Annotated in this window: 1 protein-coding gene; it reads left to right on the top strand. The window is 58.1% G+C overall.

The features are described from left to right. Positions 1–639, top strand: a 639-nt coding sequence (locus RTI30_RS11750) for a GMC oxidoreductase (RefSeq protein ID WP_312283827.1), incomplete at its 5' end; no start/stop codon positions are given. Between the last annotated feature and the right edge of the window lie 127 nt (positions 640–766).

Genomic DNA, 766 nt, shown 5'->3' with positions numbered 1-766 from the left:
ATGTGCCATCTCAATAGTGCCTGCATGGCCATCCGCCTCGGTCGAGAAAATCGCAGCGTCTTTCAAAAAACCCTGGCTCTCAACGACTTTTATGAGGATTCCGGCGATCCCGAGTATCCTTTTCCCCTGGGCCACATTCAATCTCTTGGCAAGGTAACGCCCGGTGTGCTTCATGCCGAACGCCCGGGCATACCTATTCCGGCGACGGCCTGGGCGGCCAGCCATTCAGTGGACTGGTGGCTTACCACAGAAGACCTGCCGGATCCCGACAATCGCGTTACCCTCGACGCCGATGGGGTGATCCGCCTGCATTGGCAGCCCAAAAACCGCGAGAGTCATCGACGGCTCTGCGCCAAGTGGCGACAGATGCTTCATCGTGTCGGTTTCTTTACGGTTTTTTTTCAACCCATGGACATTTCTGCTACCGCGCATCAGGTGGGGACCTGCCGCTTCGGGGAAGATCCAACCGACAGCGTTCTCGACCCCAACTGCAAGGCCCACGACCTCGATAATCTCTATGTCGTGGACGCAAGCTTCATGCCCTCCATCAGTGCCGTCAATCCCTCGCTGACCATCATGGCCAATGCCCTGCGGGTTGGTGCGCATCTACGCCAGCGCTTTGCGGACGGCAAGATATGAAACGGGGGAGCATTGCAGTTTTTGCCGCTGGCTTCTTGCAGGGCGCTGCTTTTGTCCTCATCCCCGCCTTGGGTTCGACCCTGCGCGGCGCTCCCTACGACTTGAGCAACAGCAAGATCGGAAGAGC

The organism is Candidatus Igneacidithiobacillus taiwanensis (assembly GCF_031962545.1).
Taxonomy (GTDB): domain Bacteria; phylum Pseudomonadota; class Gammaproteobacteria; order Acidithiobacillales; family Acidithiobacillaceae; genus Igneacidithiobacillus; species Igneacidithiobacillus taiwanensis.
Note: the sequence above shows the minus strand (reverse complement) of the source record. Positions and strands in the feature narration are given on the sequence as shown.